This window comes from Bacteroides ovatus (assembly GCF_001314995.1).
Lineage (GTDB): Bacteria > Bacteroidota > Bacteroidia > Bacteroidales > Bacteroidaceae > Bacteroides > Bacteroides ovatus.
In genome coordinates, this window is sequence record NZ_CP012938.1 from 4,243,456 (window position 1) to 4,269,252 (window position 25,797).

17 protein-coding genes are annotated in these 25,797 nt (G+C 40.6%); 15 read left to right on the forward strand and 2 right to left on the reverse strand.

Annotation, left to right across the window (positions count from 1 at the left end; genetic code table 11):
- Positions 1 to 57: 57 nt before the first annotated feature.
- The 11 genes from Bovatus_RS16375 (at position 58) to Bovatus_RS16425 (ending at position 19,073) form a co-directional block, all read left to right on the forward strand.
- Complete coding sequence (locus Bovatus_RS16375) at positions 58 to 1,368, forward strand: VapE domain-containing protein (RefSeq protein WP_004298019.1); 1,311 nt, start codon at positions 58 to 60, stop codon at positions 1,366 to 1,368.
- A gap of 368 nt (positions 1,369 to 1,736) precedes the next feature.
- Positions 1,737 to 2,306: an RNA polymerase sigma-70 factor gene (locus Bovatus_RS16380; protein ID WP_004298021.1), complete on the forward strand. Its 570-nt coding sequence runs from the start codon at positions 1,737 to 1,739 to the stop codon at positions 2,304 to 2,306.
- Between the two features lie 244 nt (positions 2,307 to 2,550).
- Positions 2,551 to 3,765, forward strand: coding sequence for a FecR family protein (locus tag Bovatus_RS16385; RefSeq protein ID WP_004298022.1), 1,215 nt, complete (start codon positions 2,551 to 2,553; stop codon positions 3,763 to 3,765).
- A gap of 51 nt (positions 3,766 to 3,816) precedes the next feature.
- The gene (locus Bovatus_RS16390) at positions 3,817 to 7,173 is read left to right on the forward strand and encodes a SusC/RagA family TonB-linked outer membrane protein (protein WP_004298023.1); all 3,357 of its coding nucleotides are present in this window, start codon (positions 3,817 to 3,819) and stop codon (positions 7,171 to 7,173) included.
- A gap of 14 nt (positions 7,174 to 7,187) precedes the next feature.
- Positions 7,188 to 8,711: a RagB/SusD family nutrient uptake outer membrane protein gene (locus Bovatus_RS16395; RefSeq protein WP_004302963.1), complete on the forward strand. Its 1,524-nt coding sequence runs from the start codon at positions 7,188 to 7,190 to the stop codon at positions 8,709 to 8,711.
- A gap of 21 nt (positions 8,712 to 8,732) precedes the next feature.
- A complete protein-coding gene (locus Bovatus_RS16400; protein WP_004298027.1) occupies positions 8,733 to 9,479 on the forward strand; it encodes a DUF4843 domain-containing protein in 747 nt (248 codons plus the stop codon).
- 18 nt (positions 9,480 to 9,497) lie between these two features.
- A complete protein-coding gene (locus Bovatus_RS16405) occupies positions 9,498 to 11,171 on the forward strand; it encodes a PKD-like family lipoprotein (RefSeq protein ID WP_004298029.1) in 1,674 nt (557 codons plus the stop codon).
- Positions 11,172 to 11,253: 82 nt separating this feature from the next.
- Positions 11,254 to 13,578: a S9 family peptidase gene (locus tag Bovatus_RS16410; RefSeq protein ID WP_004298030.1), complete on the forward strand. Its 2,325-nt coding sequence runs from the start codon at positions 11,254 to 11,256 to the stop codon at positions 13,576 to 13,578.
- Positions 13,579 to 13,596: 18 nt separating this feature from the next.
- On the forward strand, positions 13,597 to 15,954 hold the full coding sequence (locus Bovatus_RS16415) for a S9 family peptidase (protein WP_004298031.1): 2,358 nt from the start codon (positions 13,597 to 13,599) through the stop codon (positions 15,952 to 15,954).
- Positions 15,938 to 18,655 carry a S9 family peptidase gene (locus Bovatus_RS16420; RefSeq protein ID WP_004298032.1) on the forward strand — a complete coding sequence of 906 codons (2,718 nt, stop codon included), beginning with the start codon at positions 15,938 to 15,940 and terminating at the stop codon, positions 18,653 to 18,655. The genes Bovatus_RS16415 and Bovatus_RS16420 overlap by 17 nt, the downstream gene beginning before the upstream one ends.
- Positions 18,656 to 18,668: 13 nt before the next feature.
- Positions 18,669 to 19,073 (forward strand): lipocalin family protein, encoded by a 405-nt coding sequence (locus Bovatus_RS16425; protein WP_004298034.1) that lies wholly within the window; start codon positions 18,669 to 18,671, stop codon positions 19,071 to 19,073.
- 157 nt (positions 19,074 to 19,230) lie between these two features.
- Here the strand turns inward: Bovatus_RS16425 and ybeY are convergent, their stop codons facing one another.
- The gene (gene ybeY / locus Bovatus_RS16430) at positions 19,231 to 19,647 is read right to left on the reverse strand and encodes an rRNA maturation RNase YbeY (protein ID WP_004298035.1); all 417 of its coding nucleotides are present in this window, start codon (positions 19,645 to 19,647) and stop codon (positions 19,231 to 19,233) included.
- A gap of 16 nt (positions 19,648 to 19,663) precedes the next feature.
- Entirely contained in the window at positions 19,664 to 20,896 is a 1,233-nt protein-coding gene (locus tag Bovatus_RS16435; protein ID WP_004298038.1) for a nucleoside recognition domain-containing protein, read from the reverse strand.
- Positions 20,897 to 21,022: 126 nt separating this feature from the next.
- Between Bovatus_RS16435 and ruvB the strand changes: the two genes are divergently transcribed.
- The 4 genes from ruvB (at position 21,023) to Bovatus_RS16455 (ending at position 25,778) form a co-directional block, all read left to right on the forward strand.
- Complete coding sequence (ruvB, locus tag Bovatus_RS16440; protein ID WP_004298040.1) at positions 21,023 to 22,054, forward strand: Holliday junction branch migration DNA helicase RuvB; 1,032 nt, start codon at positions 21,023 to 21,025, stop codon at positions 22,052 to 22,054.
- 62 nt (positions 22,055 to 22,116) lie between these two features.
- Complete coding sequence (locus Bovatus_RS16445) at positions 22,117 to 22,893, forward strand: carboxylesterase family protein (protein ID WP_004298042.1); 777 nt, start codon at positions 22,117 to 22,119, stop codon at positions 22,891 to 22,893.
- A gap of 30 nt (positions 22,894 to 22,923) precedes the next feature.
- A complete protein-coding gene (locus tag Bovatus_RS16450) occupies positions 22,924 to 24,420 on the forward strand; it encodes an oligosaccharide flippase family protein (RefSeq protein ID WP_004298043.1) in 1,497 nt (498 codons plus the stop codon).
- Between the two features lie 2 nt (positions 24,421 to 24,422).
- A complete protein-coding gene (locus Bovatus_RS16455) occupies positions 24,423 to 25,778 on the forward strand; it encodes a TIGR00341 family protein (RefSeq protein ID WP_004298044.1) in 1,356 nt (451 codons plus the stop codon).
- Positions 25,779 to 25,797 lie beyond the last annotated feature (19 nt).

A 25,797-nucleotide genomic window follows, 5' to 3' on the forward strand; every position in this document is an offset into this window, starting at 1 on the left:
TAGCGGCATCAACCGGTCGAAAAAACAACATTTATTCATTTAAAAAACAAGAAAAATATGAAGACATTAGAATATAACTCGAAACGTTTGGCAAAAAGAATACAAGCATTGATGAAAGAATCGTCAAACGTCATCGTTTCACCGAACACTTCAAAGAACGTACCGAAAATGCAAGAAATAGATGAACAGGAAGCATATAAACAAGAAGTACATAAACACCCCGTCCTTCTAACACGACAAGTGATTGACTTTTTGAAAGTACGATATGACTTCCGCTACAACTTACTCACCGAAGAAACCGAATTTCGCCCCTCCGGGCAACGAGAAATTCCTTTCTGCCGCATAGACAAGCGAGAACTGAATACTTTCTGCCTGGAAGCCCACAAAGAAGGAATCAACTGCTGGGACAAGGACCTTCAAAGATACATTTACTCTACCCTAGTGGAAAGCTACCACCCTTTCCGGCTTTATATGAACGAACTACCTGCCTGGGACGGAACGGATCGGTTGAAGCCCTTGGCGAAGCGAGTATCCGACACTCCTATATGGATAAAAAGCTTTCACACCTGGATGCTCGGACTTGCCGCCCAATGGCTGGGAGTGAATCAAACACAAGCAAACAGCGTAGCCCCGATACTTATCAGCGAAGAACAGGGACGCCATAAATCCACTTTCTGCCGTATGCTGATGCCGCCACAACTAGCCCGTTATTATTCGGATAATCTGAAACTAACCGCACAAGGCAATCCCGAACGTCTCCTAGCCGAGATGGGGTTACTAAACATGGATGAATTTGATAAATTCGGAGCACAAAAGATGCCGTTACTTAAAAATCTGATGCAAATGTCCAGCCTCAACATCTGCAAAGCCTATCAGAAAAATTTCCGGTCGCTGCCTCGTATCGCCTCTTTCATCGGAACAAGTAACCGGACTGACTTACTGTGCGATCCGACAGGCAGCCGCAGATTCATCTGCATTGAAGCGGAGCATGATATTGACTGTACCGGAATTGAACATTCACAAATCTACGCCCAACTGAAAGAGGAATTGCTTGCAGGTGCCCGTCACTGGTTCAACAAGGAGGAAGAACATGCTTTGCAACGTCATAATAGCGCATACTATCATGTCAACCCCATAGAAGACATTGTGTGCAACATATACGCGCCTGCCATGTTGGATGAACCGGATTGTCTGTCACTCTCCGCCGCTATCATTCATCAAGAATTGAAAAAGAGGTTTCCGGCTGTACTTCGTAATTGTACTCCTATCCAATTGGCGCAGATTCTGACTGCAACGGGTATCAGTCGACAGCATACGAGATTGGGCAATGTGTATTTGGTGAAGAAAGTGAAGGGCTGTGAAGAGTGAGAATGATACTACCTGTTCACATAAGATATCTGTGAATAAGATGGTTACGCCTCTGTGACGACTGTGAATGACAGCATATATCATAGCAATCAGAAAGTAGTAAACAATCAAGTCCCGAACATATTTTGATTGGTAATGATTTTATTGCAAATAATGTTATTACTAATCGAAGTATTTCTTATTTTTATATTCCTCTTTAAAGCTTGCGCCTTTTGTGCCCTGTTGCATTTTATTTTTTATTTTGTAAGTCGGCAAGGTCTGCGTTTCTGAAAAAAACAATATATTTGCATTCATAAATATCGCAAAAGTAAGTAGTTACGGTGATTTTTATAAATTTTGTTCTCTTTTTTCGCAGGAAAAGTGACAGTATGAACGATAAAATTGACATCATAGTAGCGGGAGTAAACCGGAAGGATAAAAAGATGTGGGGCGATTTCTACGATCGTTTTTATACTGCTTTATGTGTTTATGTTTCCAAGATATTGCCAGTCCCCGATGCGGTGGAAGATTTGGTACAGGAAGTTTTTATTTCTGTATGGGAGGGGAAGCGTACCTTTTCTGATATTAAAGAACTTACCAATTATCTTTATCGTGCCTGCTATAATAATGCCTTATTATATATACGTAATAATCAAATTCATGATACTATTTTAAGTTCTTTGGCGGAAGAAGAAAGTATGGTGGACGAAGATACGATTTATGCACTGACAGTAAAAGAAGAAATTATCCGGCAACTCTATTGCTATATCGAAGAACTTCCTGCCGAACAACGTCGGATTATTTTAATGAGAATTGAGGGACATACATGGGAAGAGATAGCGGAACGTCTGGAGATAAGTATCAATACTGTCAAAACCCAAAAGACTCGCAGCTATAAATTCCTCCGTGAAAGGTTGGGGGATTCCATTCATTCCATAATTCTTTTTTTATTTTTCTAAAAATAAAAAAACATTCTGATACTTCTTTGTCTTTTTATTGATTGATTAAAATTTATTCTATTTGTTAAAATCAAATCTTTTTCTTCTATATAATGACATTATGATATATTTCTACCTCTAAATTCTGATTCATTATTCTTTTATCTCAAAAAAATGTCATCTTTTTGTCACCCGTTTTTATGAGTTGTGTATATCTATAATAAAGATGAATTAAACAATTGTTTAATTAAAAAAACGCAATAAGATGAAGAAGTTCGAAAATGTATATCAAGACGCTGCTTTAATGAGAAAGGTTCTTTTGGGGGAGGCTGATGAAGTGGAACAAAAAGATCTTGAGAAACGGTTGGCAGAATGTCCGGACTTACGAAATGTATACGAGCAGTTACAGAGCGGGGAGACTTTGAAAGTCGCCTTTGGAGAATATCAAAAATATTCGTCAAAGAAAGCTTATCAGTCTTTTCTTCAGAGTATCGGGCAGATGGAATCGAAAGGCCGGAAGAGTCGTTCTCGTCGGGTGGGGTGGTACGCTGCTGCGGCTGTCGTTACTTTAGCCGTTGCTCTTTCTTTCTATATGTCGAATTATATCTCATCGGAAAAAGAAGGGAAAACTTTGATTCAGCCGGGAACGCAGCAGGCACAATTGACTTTGTCCGATGGCAGCGTGATTGATGTGCATAGAAAAGAAGTAAGCGTAGTAGTAGATGGCGTTCAAGTAAAATATAAGAAAGGAGTGCTGTCTTATCAGCCTACCGTCACGACACAACATGAGGAGAAAAACATTGAAGAACAATCTGGCAAATCAAATGAACTGGTAATACCGCGTGGAGGTGAAAATACTGTAATCCTTGCAGATGGAACGACAGTACATTTGAATGCCGGTTCTAAATTGACCTATCCGGTACGTTTTGCCGGTAAACGTCGAATTGTGCGTTTGGAGGGTGAAGCTTATTTTGATGTAGCAGGAGATGAGAATCATCCATTTGTGGTACAAACTCATCTCGGGGAAATAACTGTACTTGGTACTGAATTCAACGTGAATGCTTATGCCGATACCCCTGTTTGTTATACAACCCTAGTACATGGAAAAGTGAAATTCTCTACATTAAATGCGGAAACGGTTACTCTCTCACCGGGTGAACAAGCTGTTGTATTTGCCAATAGTTCAACGAAACGCAAGGTGGATTTGGAAGAATATGTTGGTTGGGTAGATGGTATGTACATCTTTAATGACCGTCCCTTGGGCGATATAATGAAGACATTCGAACGCTGGTACGACATACAGGTTTATTACGAAACCCCTAACCTGCGCGACATTACCTATAGTGGTAACTTGAAACGCTACGGAACAATAAATTCATTCCTGGATGCACTGGAACTGACAGGAGACCTTACTTATAAAATCAGTGGCAGGAATATATTGATATATGACAAAGTGGAAGAACAGGAATGGAAAAGATAGAATATTAGAATAGTTAGAATATTAGGTACACAAAAGTTTAATTATTAATTTATGAGAGAAAAACGATGGCTGCTATGTTTTCTAGTGGCAATGTGCTGTACGTTTAGTGCATGGGCATTACCGTCACAAGACAAGACGGTGACTTTGAAACTGCACAATGTCTCTATAGAGACTGTCCTGGATGCAGTGAAAAAACAGACAGGTGTGAATATGTTATATAATTCACAAATGTTCAAGGGTGTTCCTTCGGTATCACTTGATGTGAAGAACGAGAGATGGGATACAACTCTTAAATTAGTGTTGAATCCTCAAGGGTTTGACTATGTGATGAAAGACGGTATTGTTGTCATTCGAAAACAAAAGCGTGAAAACCGTGTCCGTGGTATGGTGACAGACTCACATGGAGAGCCGATTCCCGGAGCTAGTATTATTGTTAAAGGTACTCGTACAGGTACTTCTACCAATATTGAAGGTGAATTTACTTTGGACGTAAAAAGTGATAAGGTGGTGTTGGAAGTTTCTTTTATAGGTATGAAGAAGCAAACTGTCCAAGTGGATGCTACTCGTCGGAAAACGGTTGAAATTACATTGGTGGATGATGTCAAAACATTGGAAGATGTGGTTGTGACCGGATATAGCAATGTACGTAAATCCAGTTTTACGGGTAGTTCGACTCAGATTTCGGGTGATGACTTGCGTAAGGTGTCACAGACAAATATAATTGGGGCGATCCAGTCATTCGATCCCTCTTTCCGTTTGGTAGATAACGTACAATTTGGTTCTGACCCGAATGCTTTACCAGAAATGTATATTCGTGGACGTTCCGGTTTTGGCGTTAAAGAACTGGATAAAGATCAGCTTTCAAAATCAAATTTGGAGAATAATCCTAATTTACCAACTTTTATCATGGACGGTTTTGAAGTAAGCATTGAGAAGGTATATGACTTGGATCCTACCCGTATTGAGAGTTTGACGGTTTTGAAAGATGCTGCTGCTACTGCTATGTATGGTTCACGTGCTGCTAATGGAGTGGTGGTAATTACTACTGTTGCTCCGAAAGCAGGAGAGGTTCGTGTCTCTTATAACTTTACAGGAACGTTGGAAATGCCCGATTTACGGGATTATAATTTGGCAAATGCATCGGAGAAGCTGGAAATAGAGCGTCTCGCAGGATTATTTGATAAAGGACAAGCTAACATTCCATCGACTGCGGTAGGGATGAACAACTATTATAAGAAATACGCTTTAATTCAAAAAGGAGTAGATACGGATTGGATGTCTATTCCACTTCAAAATTCTTTCAATCATAAGCACAGTATTTACTTAGAGGGAGGAACACCTAATTTGCGTTATGGTGTGGACGGTTCATTTAATATAGCAGATGGTGTGATGAAGGGTACAGAACGTAATCGCTATAGTGCAGGCTTCTCTTTGGATTATCGCATCAAGAATTTGCAAGTAAGAAACTATGTATCTTTCGGGCATACGAAATCGAAAGAATCTCCGTATGGTTCGTTTAGTGATTTTAGCGGACTACAGCCTTATGACTCTCCTTATAAAGATGATGGAACACTCCGGGAGAAACTCACATATTCGAAAATTAGCGGACGTGACAATAATAATCCGCTATATGAAGCAACTTTGGGTAATTATAATTGGAACTCTTATGATGAGGTTATTGATAATTTGAGCTTTAACTGGTACCTGAATGATTACTGGACGGTTAAAGGGCAGTTCAGTGTAACGAAGAAATATTCCAAATCAGAAAAGTTTATTGATCCGCTTTCAAGTAAGACTAGTGTTACAGGTTCAAAAGATAATAATCTTGCCGGTGATTTGTATACGACGAATGGAGAAAGTTTGGATTGGAATTCCAATGCTTTTTTATACTATACACGTAGCTTTAACAAGCAGCACAATTTGAATGTTTCAGCAGGTTGGGAAGCAGCTTCAGGTACCACTGAGAGTACCAATGCTCATTATCGTGGATTTCCGTCGGGTGAGTTTCACTCTCTGAATTATGCGGCGGAAGTATATAAGAAACCTACTCGTACTGAGAATACCACACGAAGGGTTAGCGTATTAGCTTCTGCCAATTATACGTGGAATGATATTTATTTGGTAGACGCTTCTGTACGTTTCGACGGTTCGTCAGAGTTTGGGGCGAATCAGAAGTGGGCTCCTTTCTTCTCTGGAGGTTTGGGTGTTAATATTCATAACTATGATTTCTTCAAAAGTAACGGATATATCAATAAGTTAAAATTACGTGCTTCTTATGGGCGTACCGGTAAAGTTAATTTCCCGGCTTATGCTGCAACGACGATGTATGAAACTTTATTTGATGAATGGTATATAACAGGTTATGGGGCTGTATTGAAAGCTTTAGGTAATAAAGATTTGACTTGGGAAAAGACGGATAAGCTGAGTGTTGGTATCGAAACAAAAACGTTCCATGATCGCCTGACTGTTGATTTCGAGTATTACTATAATAAGACAATTGACTTGGTGAATGATGTCACTCTTTCCCAAACTTCCGGTTTCTCTACTTACAAAGATAATATGGGACAAGTTGCCAACAAAGGCGTAGAATTAAAACTTCGTGCGGATATTTATCGTGACAGAAACTGGAATGTGGCGTTATGGGGAAATATGGCGCACAATAAGAATGAGATTCTGAAGATTTCCGACTCTCAGAAAGCATATAATGAGAGAGTGGCCGCTTATTATAAAAATGAAGCACTTTATCAAGAAACATTAGGGCTGTCTCATGGTGCGGAATATTCGGTACCACTGCCACAGTATGAGGAAGGAGCTTCTCTGACTTCAATTTGGGCTGTACGTTCATTGGGCATTGATCCTACTACGGGTAAAGAGATCTTTTTGAACCGTGATGGCTCTATAGCTGATAAGTGGAATGCTGCGCAGGAGGTTGTAGTTGGAAATACAGAACCTAAATGTAGTGGTGCTTTCGGGTTGAACCTGTCGTATAAGAATTGGACTCTGTTTGCTTCATTTCTTTATGAGTGGGGTGGACAGGAATACAATCAAACATTGGTCAACAATGTGGAAAATGCGGACTTAGTGAACAAGAATGTCGATTTACGCGTATTGACGGACAGATGGAAAAAACCGGGTGACATAGCTCAGTTTAAAGATATTAAAGACCGGGGGATGACTACTTTGCCAACATCACGTTTCGTGCAGGATAAAGCATTGGTTCGATTGAATTCATTGAATGTCAGCTATGATTTTAACCGTGACTGGATAAAAAAACATCTCCGCATGAATCTGCTTCGTCTGGAAGCTTCTACGAGTGACTTGATAAACTGGTCCTCTATTAAACAGGAACGCGGATTGAGCTATCCGAGATCTTGGAAAGTGGAATTCTCATTAAAAGCACAGTTCTAAAAAAAGAAGAAAAAATGAAAAAGATATATACAATAATATTTGTGTCATGTCTAGCAGCTATCTCGTTCAGTTCTTGTAGTGACTGGCTGGACGTGAGACCTGCGGATGAGATAAAGGAAGAATATTTGTTTGAGACAGGAAATGGTTATCGTACAGCTCTGAACGGTATATACCGGAAGTTGGCGACTTTCGATTTGTACGGTAGTAATCTGAGCTGGGGGTTGATAGATGGCTGGGGACAGGTATATGACTTGGACAAAGCCCCCGACAGCGGTGGTGGTAAAGCTATGAAGAAATTATCGAAGTTTTTGTATAAGAACTCTGAACTTACTCCTACAACAGATGCTATGTGGAGCGCAGCGTGGAATATCATAGCCAATTGTAATAACCTTGCACAGCAGGTGGCAGAGGAAGATACAATGCTGTTCTACAAACGTACGCAGGAGAAAAATATGATTTTAGGAGAAGCTATTGCCTTACGGGCGTATATGCATTTTGATTTGTTACGTATATATGCGCCGTCTTTGGCTATGAATCCGGGAGATAGGCTTTTTATTCCTTATGTGGACAAATATCCATCTTATTTATCCGATCGACAAACAGTCGGTTACTGTTTGGAACGCATCATCGCTGATTTAGTAGAAGCGCAAAAGATTTTGAAGGATGTGGATAAGTCATCAGAGTTTACTTCGGGTAATCGTTTTACTAAGTCTCCTTCCGGAGAAGAACGTTTTGTGTGGTACAGAGGATTCCATCTTAATTATCATGCCGTAACTGCGGAGTTGGCTCGTGTTTACTTATATGCAGGACAATCGGAAAAGGCCTATGAAACAGCGAAGTTACTAATAGATATTAATGCTGATAAAGGTTATTATAAGGCAGTAACAAGTAGTTATAGTGGACCTATGAATATAGAGAATGGGAATATAAAGATGTATGAAGACATTATATTTGCATTATATTCTACAGATCAGACTGATTGGGATTTGGAGATTAATCATGCAAGTGATAATGCTACCAAACCGGATGATGAAAAGTATCTGGCTTTGAGTGATGCTGTGATAACGAAATTCTTCGGTACCGAAAGCGATAAAGACTGGCGTCTTAAGTATCAGTTAGGACCGAATACTTCTTCTTTTTATCGTTCATTGAAGTATAAAAAACAAGATGAAGGTTCTGGTTTTGGTAAAGTGAATAGTACAATGGTGCCTATGATTCGTATGTCTGAAGTATATTATATAGCTGCAGAGGCTATTTATGATACAGATAAGGAATTGGCCAAGACATATCTTAAAACTGTGAAACAAGGGAGAGGTATTAGTTCTCCTGACCTTAGCAAATCGGGTACGAAGCAAGACTTTATTAATCTGATTGTTGATGACGCCCGTCGCGAGTTTATTGGCGAAGGACAGACTTTCTTTTTATACAAGCGTTTGAAACGGAACTTGGAAGGGTCGGATGAAAAGCAGTCCGTAGAATATCCGGCGATTGAAGATAATTTGGTGATGCCATTGCCTGATTCGGAAAGCAATATTTAAATTTTGAAAGATTGAAGATATATGAAAAGAATAAGTTTTTATATAGTCATTGTATTGTTGGGAGTCTCCTTCTTTACTTCTTGTGAGGAGCAAGGATTACTGACCCATACAAATGATGTGTCATATATTGCATTTGAGAAAAATATGACAACAGATACAACAGGTGTATCTTTTAAGTTTTACAATGAAGGTGAAAATGCTAAGATATTATTAGGAGTTACCATTTCTGGAAAAGTACAGGATAAGGATTTGGAGTTTACGGTCAGTGTAGATCCGGAACGAACGACTTTGCCTGCTACCCAATATGAATTGCCAGAGAAGTGCGTAATTAAAGCAGGAGAACTAACCGGAGAAATATTGGTGGTTCTGAAGTATTACGAAAAATTGGATACGAAAGCTGAACTGCTGACGTTGCAAGTGAATGACGGTGGTGAGGTTCGTCAAGGTCCGAGTGTCTATTCACGTGCTATTATTTCCGTATCTAATTTGTTGTTTGCACCTGAGTGGTGGACTAGAAACGACGGTGATGTGAATAATCCCTACAACATTGTTGAAGAATGGTATTTGGGGAGGTATTCGGAAAAGAAATATTTAATGTTTTTGGAAGAATTGAAAAAAGACGGGGTGGTATTTGACGGAAAAGATATGTTTATATTGCGTAAATATGCACTGCGTCTGAAAAATAGAATTAAAGATTATAATACTCAACATCCGGATGAACCCATGAGTGATGAGTATGGTAAAATGGAAATTCCTGTTGCCGGATAATTAAAAAACGGAAGAAGTATGAAAAAGATAACAGTTTATATTTTATTACTACTTTTATTGAGTAGCATTTGCAGTTGCCTGGATGATAAAAACAATTATGATTATACACCGATTAATGAACTGAAAGGCACTATTAGTAATATTGAAAAAAACTATAGTGTTGGGATAGATGAAGACTTAGTTATAACACCTACGTTTGAGTTTACAATTGATAAAACAGATCCGGATGTGAGTTACGAATGGAGACTAGACGGAGAATTGTTGAATGTAAAAGCACCTTCGTATACTTTCAATTCTCATAAGATCGGATTGTTTGAACTCACATTTTCCGTCATCGACAATAAAACAGGGGTTAAGTACTCTGCTTCAACAGACATTTTGGTTCGTTCTCCTTATCAGAGAGGATGGGTGGTTTTGTCTGACGTAGATGGAAAGTCAACACTTTCATTTATCAAGATTAAGACCTTGTATGGTGTGTCAGAAACTGTGAATATCTGGGGTGAGAAAGTGGTACGTGATTCTATCGCATATCATTCTGTCGAAAAGTATTTAGTCAAAGATTTAGGAACCAACCCCAAAGGTGTTTTTGAACATTTGGGTTATCCTAGTACTTTCGGACAGGTAGAGACTGTATATGATGAACTGGTAGTGATGCAAGATCGTTGGGTGGAGCTGAACGGTAATACTTTGGAGCGTGAAGTATATACAGAGGATGAGTTCTATGGGGATTTGCCGGTGGGGGGCTTCAAACCTGTAGAAGCTGCCATGTCTTACTCTGCAAAATTTATTCGTGATGAAAATGGATATATTTATATGCACACGAAGCCGGTTGCAAATGATTTTCATGCTGGAGCCTATATGTCTATTCCACTGTGGAATTATACTAGATTCAGTGCTTTATATCCTGTACAGAAGTTTAAGGACAGAAATATGGATGCGGTTCTGGCTCTCCGTGAAGAGGATAACTCATTGGTAATTATTCGAAATGGAGGTGGGGTGAAGAATAGTTCCAATGATCCGACATTTTATGATAATACGGTGAAGGATACCGGAGAAATAGTTGAATTTGAAGGAGAGGATGCTAAGAACTTTCAGAATATGCGTGATGAAAGTATTGTAACAATGAAAACTGCGTCAGTTAATGTGAATGGCGACATGATGCAAGCATGGGTTGCCTTGATGAAGGGTAACGATATGTCTTATCAATTGCGCTATTTCAGAATGAAGAATAAAAAATGGGATATATATGATTATTATGAAAATGACTTGACGTCATTGAAAAATAAAGAGTATACAGATATGGCTGTATTTGAACAAAAGCAGTATGTTGTTATTGCAATGGGGAATGAATTGTGGTATTGCCAATATGTGAAAGGTATGGCATCTGCTCCAAAATTGATTCATACATTTGACAAGAAGGTGATTGCTCTTTCATCTAATGATATATATTTGTATCCAAAATATGGAGTTTACAACGGTCAGTTAGGGGTTGCCTTGGAAGACGGAAGTTTCTTTATATATGGGGTGGAAGAGAAGGACAAGCAAGAATCAGAATTGGTTAATGATGTAAAAATAAAACAATTATACCCGAATGAGGAAAGTGAGAAGGAGGGAGATAATAATTTTGGAAAAATAGTGGATGTACTATATAAAATAGGAAATGCTAACCAGATTGTTCAGTATGACCTTTAAAATAACTTGATCTATATAGATTATGCGGGGAATCGCATTGAGTCTTGAATACTTTATGTGATTCTCCTTTGTTTATTTGAATATGAGAAAAAGAATATTATTTATAGTTTTATTTGCTTGGTCAGGCATTCTGCATGCTTTTTCCCAACAGCAGGCCAACTATGAATTGGCAAATGAATTTCAGGCTTTCGGTTTAGGGGGTAATTTTACTGCTAATAGTCTAAATCTCTGGCCGAATGAAATTAATGGAACAGATAAGTTTTGGTTTGAATTTCATACGACTGTCGGGAAGGATTACTATTTTGTAGATCCTGAACGTCGGTTAAAAGAACCATTGTTTGATAAAGGGAAACTGGCATCGGGAATTGCACAGATTACTAGGGGTGTAGTGGACAGGAATAAACTGGAGTTGAGTGATATCAAATTTTCTGAAAACCTGGCTTCTTTTTCTTTTTCTTATAAAGGTAGGAACTATGAATATAATCGCCTGACACACCAGATTGTAGAGAAAAAGAAAGAAAAGAGTCGGTCATTATTTGATCGTTACTCATGGATGAAATATTCGCCAGACAGAAAATATCTTGTGTATGTGAAGAAACACAATCTGTATGTGAAAGGTAATGGGGAGATGGGAATGGATACGACGGAAGTGCAGTTGACCACTGATGGAGTTCGGTATTATTCTTATGCGCATGATGGAGGAACGGACGAAGAAGGAGAAGTCATGTCTGATATCTGTTGGTGCCCCGATTCAAGGCATCTTTATTTAGTACGCGAAGATGAACGTCTGCTTAGAGATTTTTGGGTGATAAATTCGTTGGATGACAGGCCTTCCCTGACTACTTATCGTTATGAATTCCCTGGTGATAAGAATGTAACCCAAAATGAACTGGTTATAGTTGACGTGATTGGGCGTACCGTAAAAAAAACAGACATAAGTAAGTGGCCGGATCAATACATAAATCCTTTGTGTGTGACAAAGGATAGTAAATACCTCTTTTTTGAACGTACGAAACGTACATGGGACGAAGTGGATTTGTGTTCTGTCAACCTCTCTACAATGGAGGTGAAAGAAATAATTCATGAAGTTGACAAACCGTATCGTGATCCGCATGCTCGTAGTGTCGCTATTTTGAATGATGGTAAAGATATTCTTTTTCGTTCGGAGCGTACGGGATGGGGGCATTACTATCATTATGATGGTAATGGAAAGTTGAAGAATGTGATGACTTCCGGTGAGTGGGTGGCAGGTCAGATAGCTTCTATTGATACTTTGGGGCGAACAGTATATCTATATGGATATGGCAGGGAAAAAGATATTGACCCATCTTATTACATGCTCTATAAAGTGCATATTGATAGGGAAGGAGTAACTCCATTAAGTACGGAAGACGGTCAGCATCAGGTTAAATTCCTGAAGTCTAATAGATACTATATTGACACTTATTCAAGAGTGGATATGGAACCTAAAATCATGTTGAAAGATAACAAGGGACAAGGGATTCTTGAATTGGCAAAGCCGGATATTGAATTAGCCTACAAAGCCGGATGGAAAAAACCGGAACGTTTTGTTGTGAAGGCTGCTGATAATATAACCGATTTACATGGAGTAATGTGGAAACCGGCAGACTTTGATTCTACTAAGGTATATCCGATTATTTCTGTGGTATATCCGGGGCCTTACTTTGGTCAAGTTCCTACTTCATTTACCTTAGAAGACAGATGTTGTACCCGTTTGGCGCAGTTAGGTTTTATCGTAATTGCTGTGTCTCACAGAGGAGATACTCCTATGCGTGGAAAGGCATACCATCGGTTTGGTTATGGTAATATGCGTGATTATCCATTAGCTGATGACAAATATGCTATTGAGCAGTTAGCTCGGAGGTATTCATTTATTAATGGTAAAAAAGTCGGTATCTACGGTCATTCCGGTGGAGGATTTATGGCTGCTGCAGCCATCTGTACTTATCCGGACTTTTATAAAGCTGCTGTCTCCTGTTCCGGAAATCATGATAACAATATCTATAATCGTGGGTGGGGAGAATGCTATAACGGTGTGAAGGAAGTGGAAAAAGTAGTAAAAGATAGTTTGGGTAATGAGACAAAAGAGTATGGATACAAGTTCAATGTGAAGCCGAATACGGAGATTGCCAAGAATTTGAAAGGACATTTAATGCTCGTCACCGGTGATATGGACAAGAACGTGAACCCTGCTCATACTTATCGCATGGCGCAGGCATTGATTGAAGCCGGCAAGGATTTTGATATGCTGGTGATTCCGGGTGCCGGCCATGGATATGGTTCTGCTGATAAGTATTTTGAGAAGAAGATGTACCGTTTCTTTGCCAAGCATTTGCTGGGTGATACTCGTGCAGACTATTGGGGAGATATTAACCGTAACAAATAAGACAATAGATAAGATTTTATGAAAAACTCTCTCTTTAGATATGTGTGCCTGGTGGTTGCATTGTTGATATGTAGCTTTGCCGATGCACAGCAGAAAGCGAATTATAAGTTAGCGGAAAAGTTCCGTCTGTTAGAACAGAATCCTATAATAAAGTATTCAACAGAAGTCAAGCCAACGTTTATTAATGGTACGGACTGTTTTTATTATTCGTTTACTACACGTGAAGGAAAGAAGTATTATTATGTAAATCCGAAGAAAAAGGAAAAACGTCTTCTGTTTGATACGGCTGAATTATTGAGTAAAATTGCAGTATATACCAAGAAAGCCTATTCTTCGGCAGATCCATATTTGTCTTTCACTTTCATGAAGGATAACGAAACGATTCGTATTGATTTTGACCGTGGACTTTATACGTACAATATTCATACGAAAGCACTGAAGCAGCTTAATGAGAAACCATCTTATGGAAATAGTGATCCGTATTGGATGAAGTATTCTCCAGATAGTCTTTATTTTCTTTATGCCAGCAAGGATAATTTGTATTTTGTTGGGAATCAAAAGAAAGGGCAAGATACCATTCCTGTACAACTGACAACGGACGGTGAGCCGAATTATACATTTAACCGTGAAGATGAGGGTAAGCTGGAAGGACGCTTCGGAGCCGAATCTACTCATTGGATTCCAGGTAGCCATCGTTTTTATGCTGTTCGTGAGGATAACAGGAAAGTGCGTGATTTATGGTTAATCAATTCGTTGTCTACTCCATATCCGACACTGAAAACTTATAAAGCCGAACTGGCAGGCGATAAACATGTCACCCAATATGAATTGTTGATTGGAGATGTCGATACCCGTGAAGTGAAGAAAATCGATATTAATCGCTGGCCTGATCAGTATATTGACATATTGTATATTTCAAAGGACGGGAAGCGTTTGTATTTCCAACGTTATAACCGTCCATGGAACCAGTCGGATATTTGCGAGGTAGACGTAGAAACCGGAAAAGTGCGCGTAGTGATTCATGAAGAAAACAAACCATATCTCGATTATCAGATGCGTAATGTTTCTTTCCTGAATGACGGGAAAGAAATCCTTTTCCGTTCCGAACGTAATGGTTGGGGACACTATTACCTGTATGACACAGCAACGGGAAACTTAAAGAACCAACTGACCGATGGAATATGGGTAGCTGGTCCGGTTACCAAGATTGATACTATCGGGCGTAAGATGTATTTCTATGGTTATGGTCGTGAGAAAGGCATTGACCCTTATTATTACATTCTTTATGAAGCTCAACTGGATCGTCCGAATGCTGTTCGTCTGTTAACTCCGGAGAATGCGTCACATGATGTCAGTATCTCTCCGTCTTACCGATATATGGTAGATTCTTATTCTACTGTTTCGCAGGAACCGGTGAATGTGGTTCGTAACCGGAATGGAAAGGTGATTATGACGTTGGAAAAGCCCGATTTGCAGCCTGTCTATGAGATGGGATGGAAAGCACCGGAACGCTTTAAGGTAAAAGCTGCCGATGGAGTGACCGATTTGTATGGCGTGATGTGGAAGCCTGCCGACTTTGACTCGACAAAGGTTTATCCTATCATTTCGAATGTTTATCCGGGATCGTTCTTCGAATATGTGCCGACACGTTTCACGATTAATGATGTTTATAATACTCGTTTGGCTCAACTGGGGTTCATTGTAATCACTGTGGGGCACAGAGGTGGCACTCCGATGCGCGGAAAGGCTTATCATACCTATGGATACAACAATATGCGTGATTATCCGTTGGCGGATGATAAATATGCTATTGAGCAACTGGCTGCCCGTTATCCGTTTATTGATGCCACCAAAGTCGGTATTTACGGCCATTCCGGTGGAGGGTTTATGTCGGCGGCTGCCATTTGTACTTATCCTGATTTCTATTCGGCTGCTGTTTCATCGGCAGGTAATCATGACAATCGTATTTATAATAAAGGCTTTGTTGAGATTCATTTCGGTGTAGATGAGAAGGTGAAAACGACTAAAGATAGTTTGGGAGTAGAAAGTACGATGTATGATTATAGTGTCCGTGTACGTCCGAATCAAGAGTTGGTAAAGAATTACAAGCACGGCTTGTTGCTGTTTACCGGTGCGATGGATAAAACTGTGAATCCTGCTAACACATTGCGTCTGGTGGATGCATTGATTAAGGCTGATAAGGATTTCGAAATGTTTGTATTGCCGAAATGTACACATGGATTCTTCGGTGAGTCTGAGGATTTCTTCGAGCATAAGATGTGGCGTCACTTTGCCCGCTTGTTATTGCATGACAACTCGGCTGATTCTGATGTCGATTTGAATAAGGATATGATTAAAGATGACAGGAGAAGATAAGATGAACCGGATATTTGTATATATAGGGATTATAGCAGGATTGTTGCTGGGGGGAAGCTTGTCTGTTGAGGCTCAAAAGAAACCGTTGGATATAGAAGCATGTACATCTTGGAAACGTATTGATGCACCGGATATTTCACCGACAGGCAGATGGGTGACTTACCGTATATCGTTGATGGAATATAATCCGGCTAGCAAGGAAGAAAAAAAACTGCATTTATTCGATTCCCGTACGCGGAAGGAAATATTGCTGAATGGCGATATAGAGCGTCTGGAGTTTTATAATAACGACCAGGGAGCTTTTTATCGGTTGGCAGACTCGGCAGGAGTAATGAAAACATTTTTGTTGTCATTGCCTTCGGGAGTAAAGACCGAATGGAAACATAAAGAGGCTTTTCGTCCTGTGGAAGGGACCCCTTACTCAATCTCTGTAACTAATGTGTCGAAAGATACGGTAAATCATGTTCCGGCTTTTAACAGGCTGGTGGTACGTCATCTGAAGACAGAAGTTGCTTTTCATATTGACAGTATCGGCTATCATACATTATATGACGGAGGACGTTCTATTCTTTTCATTCGTAAAAAGTCAGACAGGAACGAGCTATGCTATGGCCCTTTAGCTGGTCCATATAAGACTCTTTATCAGAGTTCTGTAAAGAGTGAACCCTCTTCTTATAGTTTTAATGAAAAAGAGATGATCGGGGAGTTTAGCGTAAATGATTCTTTGTGGTATGCTTTTTCATTAAAGAAGCCGGGTTGTAACTTGCTTTTTGACCGGAAAGAAATTGTTTTGCCTGATGGTATGTCTGTCGGACGTATTGACTTGTCTAAAAGCCATAATTTTTTGATACTTGAACTTCGGGACTCACAGCAGATTTCCCGTAGAAGGGAAGAATCGGAGAAGAAACCGGACAAGAGTTTTGAATTAGAGTTGTGGACGTGGAACGAAATGGAAGTTCCGACTTTACAAAGGGGCGGACGTTATAGGCAGGATAAGTCGGTGACGTATATTTATGATATTTTTTCTAAGAAGCTCACAGAAGTTGCTCCATTTACCGTAGATTTACTCTTACCATCGGGAGCAGAGAATTTGAACTATGTGCTTTACACAGATGAATCTCCTTATAAGATGCAGCGTGAGTGGTTGGATCGGTTGCCGTTCGATATATATTCAGTGAATGTGCATACAGGTGCAAAACGGTTGATCGGACGTAGTTATCGTACAGCTCCCAAATGGTCGGTAAATGGCAAGTGGGCAGTAATGTATGATCCGATTGCTCAAGTCTGGAATAAGTTTGATGGTGCTACCGGTAAGGTTGTTAATATATCTGATGCTATCGGTTATCCAATGTTCATGGAAAGTTATGATAAACCGGCTCCTGCTCCCGCTTATGGAATAGCAGGGTGGACGGCTGACGGGAATAATGTGTTTCTGTACGATGCATATGACTGGTGGAAGATTGATTTGACAGGAGAACGTCAGCCGGAGTGCCTGACTAAAGGATATGGTCGCAAGCATGGCAAATCTATTCGTAAAATGACGAGTAATATAGATAAGGATGTTTTTCAGAAAGACGAAAAAGTCATAGTTAGCCTTTGGGATAAAGACACGATGGATGAGGGTGTCTATCAGCTTGATATGAAAGGCCGTCTGAGAAAATTGATGGAGGGGAATTATGTATATACTATACATCGTTTTTCTGACAATCATGAGTATTGCGTTTGGAATCGTCAGAATGTATCGGAATTTAGGGATTTGTGGTGGAGTAAGTCCGATTTCTCCAATCCCGTTAAAGTGACGAATGCGAATCCTCAACAAGCAGATTATAAATGGGGTACAGTTAAACTGATAAAGTGGACTAATTATGAGAATAAGGAAAATAAGGGGTTGCTTTATCTTCCGGAAGATTATGATCCTCAAAAAGAATATCCGGCGTTGGTGCAGTTTTATGAAACTCATTCCGGTGAGTTGAATATTTATCATGCACCTTTGTTGAGTAGTGCGTTAGGGGATCCTATGTATTTTGCCAGCAATGGTTATATTGTGTTTATGCCGGATGTGCATTTCACGGTTGGGACTCCCGGTCAGAGTTGTTATGATGCTGTTGTGAGTGGAACGAAGTATCTGATAGAGCAGGGGATAGCACATCCCGGGAAAATAGGCTTACAGGGACATAGCTGGTCTGGCTATCAAACATCATATTTGGTGACAAAGACAGATCTTTTCACTTGTGCCAATATAGCGGCTCCAATTACGGATATGGTGACCGGATATTTGGGAATTCGTAATGGAAGCGGTCTGCCACGATATTTTATGTACGAGGAAACACAAAGTCGTATGGGAAAGACTTTATGGGAGGCAAAAGATAAGTATCTGGCAAGTTCAGCAATTTTGGAGGCTGATAAGATACATACACCTTTGTTGATATTACATAATGATGAGGATGAGGCTGTTGCATATGAACAAGGACGTGCTCTTTATTTGGCTATGCGTCGCTTACAACGTCCTGCATGGTTGTTGAATTACAAAGGTGAAGGACATTTCGTACTGGGAAGAGGTGCACAGAAAGACTGGACAATCCGGATGATGCAGTTCTTTGACTATTACCTGAAAGGAACAAAAGAACCACGTTGGATGAAGGAAGGTATTCATCTGCGAGAGCGTGGAATTGATCAGAAATACGATTTACTAAAAAAATAAATATTGATTTAAGATGAAAAAATTATTGATTACGGCTATGGCTCTGTCTTGTTTCGCTTTAAGCTACGGACAGAAGAAAGTAGAAAAACAGATTATCGGAAAATGGTGCAATCCTTATACATACAAGTCTACGGGTGAGTTGAAAGGATTTGAGTTCAAGAAAGGTGGTAAGTGTTCTGCTATCAATATTCCGTCTTTAGATTTGAAAACGTGGAAAGTGGATAATGGTTATCTGATTGTGGAAGGATTCAGCAAGGAAGATGATGGAAAGGTTGAGGTGTACAAAACTCGTGAGCGTATCGGCTACCTGACATCGGATTCATTGCAGTTGATAGTGAACGAAGGAACTCCTCGTTTGGCTTTCCTGTACCTAAATACAAAATCAATTAAGGAACTGGTTACTCCTGAAGTGAAGTAACTCCAAACTATTAATAAATTGACTAAATCTCTCTCTTAATAATTTAGTGTTAATTAGCATAAGCTAATGGAGTGCCTCGGCGTAGTGATTACGCCGGGGTTTCTTTTTTATGAAAGGCGAATTGAAAAGCAGTGTACGAATTGAAAGCAATGAGCGCTTATCGCAACATCCCCAATGCCTTATTCTCAGCTGCTTCCATAACTTCCCGTTCTCCGGGACCTTTATCATTAATGCCGCACAAATGAAGAATTCCGTGGATAATCACACGATGTAGTTCGTCTTCGTATGAAGCACCAAACTGTTCCGCATTGGTGCGTATCGTATCCAGGCTGATGAATAAGTCACCTGATAGACGATCGCCTTCACAATAATCGAAAGTAATAATGTCCGTGTAGTAGTCATGTTGCAGATACTGACGGTTTACCTCCAGAATTTTTTCGTCCGAGCAGAAGATATAAGCGATTTCACCGAGTCTTTTTCCGTAAGAAGCAGCTACGGTCTTTATCCATTCCGTAGTCTCACGTTTCTTGATATCAGGCATTTTTACGCCTTCTGTTTGATAAGTTACAGCCATAGTTGAATGTTATGATTTAAAAGAAAAATAAATAACTGATTAAGATAGCGGCTATGATACCCGAAAAGTCAGCTATCAGACCGCAAGTCACTGCATTACGAGTTTTGGTAATTCCTACACTGCCGAAATAAACGGCCAGAATGTAGAATGTGGTATCTGAAGCTCCGCGTACTACGCAACTCATACGCCCTACAAACGAATCCGGTCCCAGTTCTTTCATCGTATCAATCATCAATCCGTTGGCACCGCTACCGCTAAGCGATTTCATCAATGCAGTAGGCAGTGCCCCTACAAAGCTTGTATCAACTCCGCATGAGCCTACTATGTAGCCAATGCCTCCCACTAGAAAATCCATAGCTCCCGAAGTGCGGAACACGGCGATTCCTACAAGGAAAGCAACCAGATAGGGTATGATACGTACAGCTGTCGTAAATCCTTCTTTAGCTCCCTCTACAAACGAATCGTATACATTGATTTTTTTCCTGACTCCCGTCAGAATAAACAGGATAATGACACTGAACAGCAGAATATTCGCTATCAATGTAGAATAAGTACCCATATCCTCTCGTGAAACGCTTAGAAACAGATAAATCAATCCCGAAAAGAAAAGACAGATAACACCCATTAAAATGAGAATAGGCTTATTGATTAAGTTTATCTTTTGAGCGATACTGACTGCTATGACTCCTACTAAAGTTGAAATGAAAGTACTTAGCAGGATAGGGATAAATACATCCGTAGGCTGTGCAGCCCCCATTTGTGCACGATACACCATGATACTGATTGGAATGATGATAAGGCCGGATGTATTAATCACCAAAAACATAATCATCGGATTGGAAGCCGTATCCTTATTCGGATTCAGTTCTTGCAGTTCTTTCATCGCTTTCAGTCCCAGCGGGGTGGCGGCATTGTCCAAACCGAGCATGTTGGCAGACATATTCATAAAGATGGAGCCTAACACCGGATGCCCTTTAGGAATGTCCGGAAACAGGCGGCAAAGCACCGGACTAAGAAAGTGGGCCAGCGCATTAATCAATCCGCTGTTCTCGCCGATTTTCATGATGCCCAACCAAAGGGCCAGTACACCCGTAAGTCCTAGCGATATCTCGAATGCCGTTTTGGAGGAGTCGAATGTAGAGTTCATGATAGCCGTAAATATCCCCGTATCTCCCAAAACAATCACTTTTATAAGAGCGATGATAAAGGCTATGACGAAAAATCCTATCCAAATGTAATTTAGAACCATAGTTGATAACGTGTATATAGATAGTGCAAAAGTAGTTATTACGTTTCAAATAAACTAAATCTTCGTCTTTCTTATACTGAAAATGAATGTAAATCTCTATCTTTGTCTCCTACTTTCAAGAAATAAATGGAACAGGAAGATTTTAACATACGCGAACATCAGCTTACTTCAAAAGAACGGGATTTCGAGAATGCACTCCGTCCGTTAAGCTTTGAAGACTTTAGCGGGCAGGACAAGGTGGTGGAAAACCTTCGCATTTTTGTGAAGGCGGCACGTCTGCGTGGCGAAGCACTCGACCATGTGCTGTTGCACGGCCCTCCCGGATTAGGAAAAACAACTCTTTCGAATATTATCGCTAACGAATTAGGAGTTGGCTTTAAAGTAACTTCCGGTCCGGTACTTGATAAACCGGGTGACCTGGCAGGTGTATTGACCAGCCTCGAACCGAACGACGTGCTTTTTATTGATGAAATTCATCGGCTGTCGCCTGTGGTGGAGGAATATCTTTATTCGGCGATGGAAGATTACCGCATCGATATTATGATCGATAAGGGACCTTCGGCACGCAGCATCCAGATAGATTTGAATCCTTTCACGCTGGTTGGTGCAACCACACGTAGCGGTCTGCTGACGGCCCCGCTTCGTGCACGTTTCGGTATTAATCTTCATTTGGAGTACTATGATGATGATATTTTGAGCAATATCATTCGTCGTTCTGCGTCCATACTGGATGTGCCTTGTTCGGTACGTGCAGCATCGGAGATCGCTTCCCGTAGCCGCGGAACGCCCCGTATTGCCAATGCCTTGCTCCGTCGGGTACGTGATTTTGCGCAGGTGAAAGGCTCCGGTTCTATCGATACGGAGATCGCCCAGTTTGCATTGGAAGCACTGAATATTGATAAGTACGGCCTGGATGAGATAGACAACAAGATACTTTGCACCATTATAGACAAATTTAAAGGTGGTCCGGTAGGTATCACTACCATTGCCACGGCTTTGGGAGAAGATGCGGGAACCATTGAGGAAGTTTACGAACCTTTCCTGATAAAAGAAGGATTTATGAAGCGTACTCCCCGTGGACGTGAGGTGACCGAACTTGCCTATAAACATTTGGGAAGAAGTCTTTATAACAGTCAAAAAACGCTGTTTAATGACTAACATAAAGCGTCATGTGACAAGTGGTATTAACGGTATAAAAGAACTTTATAAAGCATAGTTGGATGATGAAGCAATGGACTACTTTACTTGTTTTTCTCTTTTTGAGCTTGTCTTTATCGGCTCAACAGGAATATGGGAGGGATATTTTTGTCTCTTCTAAAGGAGACTCTTTACCTTATCGGATGATTCATCCCGAATCGGTGAAGCCAGGTGAAAAGTATCCGCTCGTACTGTTTCTGCATGGAGCCGGCGAACGGGGAAATGATAATGAGAAACAGTTGACTCATGGTGGACAGATGTTTCTTAATCCGGTCAATCAAGAGAAGTATCCCGCTTTCGTTCTAATTCCACAGTGTCCGACAGACGGTTACTGGGCTTATACAGGACGTCCGAAGTCGCTTATCCCTACAGAAATGCCAGTGGGACAAGAGATCAGTCCTATATTGCAAACGCTTAAACAGTTGCTCGACTCTTATCTGGTAATGCCCGAAGTGGACACACAACGGGTTTATATTATCGGTCTTTCAATGGGAGCGATGGGAACGTATGATTTAGTCGTGCGTTATCCGGAGATTTTTGCAGCTGCAGTTCCTATTTGCGGTACAGTCAATCCAAGTCGGCTATCGGTTGCCAAGGATGTGAAATTTCGTATCTTTCACGGAGATGCGGACGATGTAGTTCCGGTGAAAGGTTCTCGCGAAGCGTATAAAGCACTGAAAGCTGCCGGTGCAGATGTGGAATATATTGAATTCCCCGGTTGTAATCATGGGAGCTGGAATCCGGCTTTCAATTATCCCGGATTTATGGATTGGTTGTTCAAACAAAAGAAGAAACGTTGAACCAATCTGAATGATAATCACTAATAAAACATGGCTGGACTAAAATCATTAGCTAAAGATACGGCAATTTATGGGTTGAGTAGTATTGTCGGACGATTCCTTAACTACATGCTGGTGCCTTTGTACACAGCGGTATTGCCAGCTTCCACCGGAGGTTATGGAGTTGTTTCAAACGTATATGCGTTTACAGCCCTGATGCTTGTACTGCTTACGTTCGGTATGGAAACGGGATTCTTCCGTTTTGCCAACAAATCGGGAGAAGACCCGATGAAAGTATATGCCAACTCCTTGTTATCGGTAGGAGGGGTATCTTTGATTTTTGTTTTCCTTTGCCTGTTATTCCTGCAACCCATTTCCAATTTACTGGATTATGGCGATCATCCGGAGTTTATAGCGATGATGGCTGTTGTGGTAGCTTTAGACTCTTTCCAATGCATTCCTTTTGCCTATTTACGGTATAAAAAGCGGCCTATTAAGTTTGCTGCTATCAAACTGCTCTCTATCGTTGGTGGCATCGGTTTGAATCTATTTTTCCTACTGGTGTGCCCGTGGCTGAATGTACATTGTCCGTCAACTATCTCCTGGTTTTATGATCCGGATTATTTAGTGGGATATATTTTTATTAGCAACCTGATTATCTCGGTTGTTCAGATGTTCTTTTTTATCCCGGAACTGACGGGGTTTGCTTATAAGTTGGACCGGGTATTGCTGAAACGAATGGTCGTATATTCTTTCCCGGTATTAATCTTAGGTTTGGTAGGTATTCTAAATCAGACTGTGGATAAGATGATCTATCCGTTTCTTTTTGAAGACCGGCAGGAAGGGTTGGTGCAATTGGGTATCTATGCAGCAACCAGTAAGATTGCGATGGTGATGGCAATGTTTACGCAAGCTTTCCGTTATGCTTACGAACCGTTTGTTTTTGGCAAAGACCGAGAAGGAGACAACCGGAAGATGTATGCCGCTGCGATGAAGTATTTTCTTATATTTTCCTTGCTGGCTTTCCTTGCTGTCATGTTCTACCTCGACTTGCTGCGTTATCTGGTGGCAAGGGGTTACTGGGAAGGCCTGGGGGTAGTAGCTATTGTAATGCTTGCAGAGATCTGTAAAGGGATCTATTTCAACCTTTCCTTTTGGTATAAACTGACGGATAAGACCTATTGGGGAGCCTACTTCTCGGTGATTGGTTGTGTTATTATTGTCGTATTGAACATCCTGTTTGTGCCGGTTTACGGTTATCTTGCTTCGGCATGGGCTTCTGTTGCAGGCTATGCAGTCATCTTGCTGCTATCCTACTGGATAGGACAGAAAGAATACCCGATTCATTATGACTTGAAGAGCCTGGGACTTTATGTTCTGCTGGCAGCGGTACTTTACGTTATTGGAGAGCAGGTTCCTATCCCTAATATAGTGCTCCGTCTCGCTTTCCGTACCGTACTCTTATTGCTATTTATAGCTTATATTATCAAGAAGGATTTACCATTGAGTCAGATTCCTGTTATTAATCGATTTATAAAGAAGAAATAACTATGAAGACAGATGAACGTAATAAGTTTGCTATCAAGTCCTTTCTGGGAGAATATCTGGACTTGAGGAAAGATAAGGATAACGAACTGGCCACAGTGGATTCTATCCGTAAGGGGGTAGAGTTCAAAGGTGCCAATTTATGGATTCTGATCTTTGCCATATTCATGGCATCACTCGGATTGAATGTGAACTCCACTGCCGTTATTATCGGTGCCATGTTGATTTCTCCATTGATGGGACCTATTATGGGAGTAGGACTGTCTGTCGGACTGAATGACTTTGAATTAATGAAACGCTCTTTGAAGAGCTTTCTCATAACGACTGCTTTCAGTGTGACTACGGCAACAATCTTTTTCCTTCTTGCCCCTATTGCCGGTTCACAGTCAGAGTTGCTGGCACGTACATCGCCCACTATTTATGATGTATTCATCGCGCTTTTTGGTGGTTTGGCAGGTGTCGTGGCTCTCTCTACCAAGGAAAAAGGGAATGTGATTCCGGGTGTTGCCATTGCTACTGCATTGATGCCGCCGCTTTGTACGGCAGGTTACGGGCTGGCTTCCGGTAATCTCATTTATTTCCTGGGTGCTTTTTATCTTTACTTTATCAACTCTGTTTTTATCAGCCTGGCTACTTTCCTCGGTGTTCGTGTGATGCATTTCCAACGGAAAGAGTTTGTGGATAAAACCCGTGAGAAGACCGTACGTAAATACATCGTTCTGATTGTAGTGCTTACCATGTGCCCTGCAGTTTATCTGACATTTGGAATTATAAAGAGCACTTTCTATGAAGCAGCAGCCAATCGTTTTATAAACGATCAGTTGAGCTTTGAGAATACGCAGGTACTTGATAAGAAAATTAGCTATGACCATAAAGAAGTACGGGTTGTTTTGATTGGTCCTGAAGTGCCTGACGCTTCGATATCTATTGCTCGTAGCAAGTTGAAAGAGTATAAGCTGGAAGATACGAAACTGATTGTATTACAGGGGATGAACAATGAGGCGGTAGATGTATCTTCTATCCGTGCCATGGTCATGGAAGACTTCTATAAAAACAGTGAGCAACGGCTTCAACAACAGGCGGTGAAAATTTCCCAACTGGAGACAACACTGGAGCAATACAGAACGTACGATGCTATGAGTCGTACATTAGTACCCGAATTGAAGGTACTTTATCCTTCCATCACAACTCTTTCCATCGCTCACTCGCTCGAAGTGCGGGTCGATTCGATGAAGACGGATACGGTAACATTGGCTGTCCTTAAATTCGCCAGACATCCGTCTGTTGCTGAAAAAGAGAAAATCAGCGAATGGCTGAAAGCCCGCGTAGGAACGAAGAAGTTGAGGCTGATTACAGAATAATGAATCTAAAAATAATAAT